General features: G+C 43.1%; 1 pseudogene. It reads left to right on the top strand.

The annotated features are described in order from the left end of the window. Positions 1–297: pseudogene (locus OA34_RS13355) on the top strand (phosphatase); the annotation flags it as partial. Between the last annotated feature and the right edge of the window lie 336 nt (positions 298–633).

Raw genomic sequence — 633 nt, 5'->3', positions numbered from 1 at the left:
CCTACGACCGTTGCCGCTTTCAAACAAGGTATGGATTATGCCCATTACGATGCAAACGCGATTAACGGCACTTCTTTACACGTTAACGATTTTGAAGAGGCTTTCGTACGTTTAAGCCGTATGCCTATCGAAGAAGCGACGCGCTTTACGGGAACCAATCGCCGTGACTCCATGATTGCCGGAATTTTACTCGTTAAAACCATTATGCAAAAACTAGGGTTTGCGACCTGCATCGTTATCGACGATAGCCTTCGAGAAGGCGTGGCTATAGCAAATTGTAACACCTCTTCCGTTTAATGATTCAAAGTACCGAAAATAGCCTCTTTTAATCTTTATTTGCTATAATAACCCACTTTTTTTACCGAGCTTTAACACCCGATACAACAGAGGTGTTTGGGCTTTACGTGAAGATGTAAGAATAGCGGTATGCGGAAAATTTGACTTCGTTACGAAACAAACTTTGACGCTCGGTACAACCTCGGCGTTGAGGCTTTTGCCCCGACATGTAAAAATAATTCGCTTTGAAAAAAGCGGATTTTAGCGCGAAGTCGCAACCAAAAAAAATATGAAAGGAGAGGTCATGGAGTTAAGCGGTTCCCAGATGGTTATAGAAGCACTACGGAAGGAGAACGT

The organism is Sulfurospirillum sp. MES (assembly GCF_000789415.1).
Taxonomy (GTDB): Bacteria; Campylobacterota; Campylobacteria; order Campylobacterales; family Sulfurospirillaceae; genus Sulfurospirillum; species Sulfurospirillum cavolei.
This window is presented reverse-complemented; position numbering and strand designations above follow the sequence as displayed.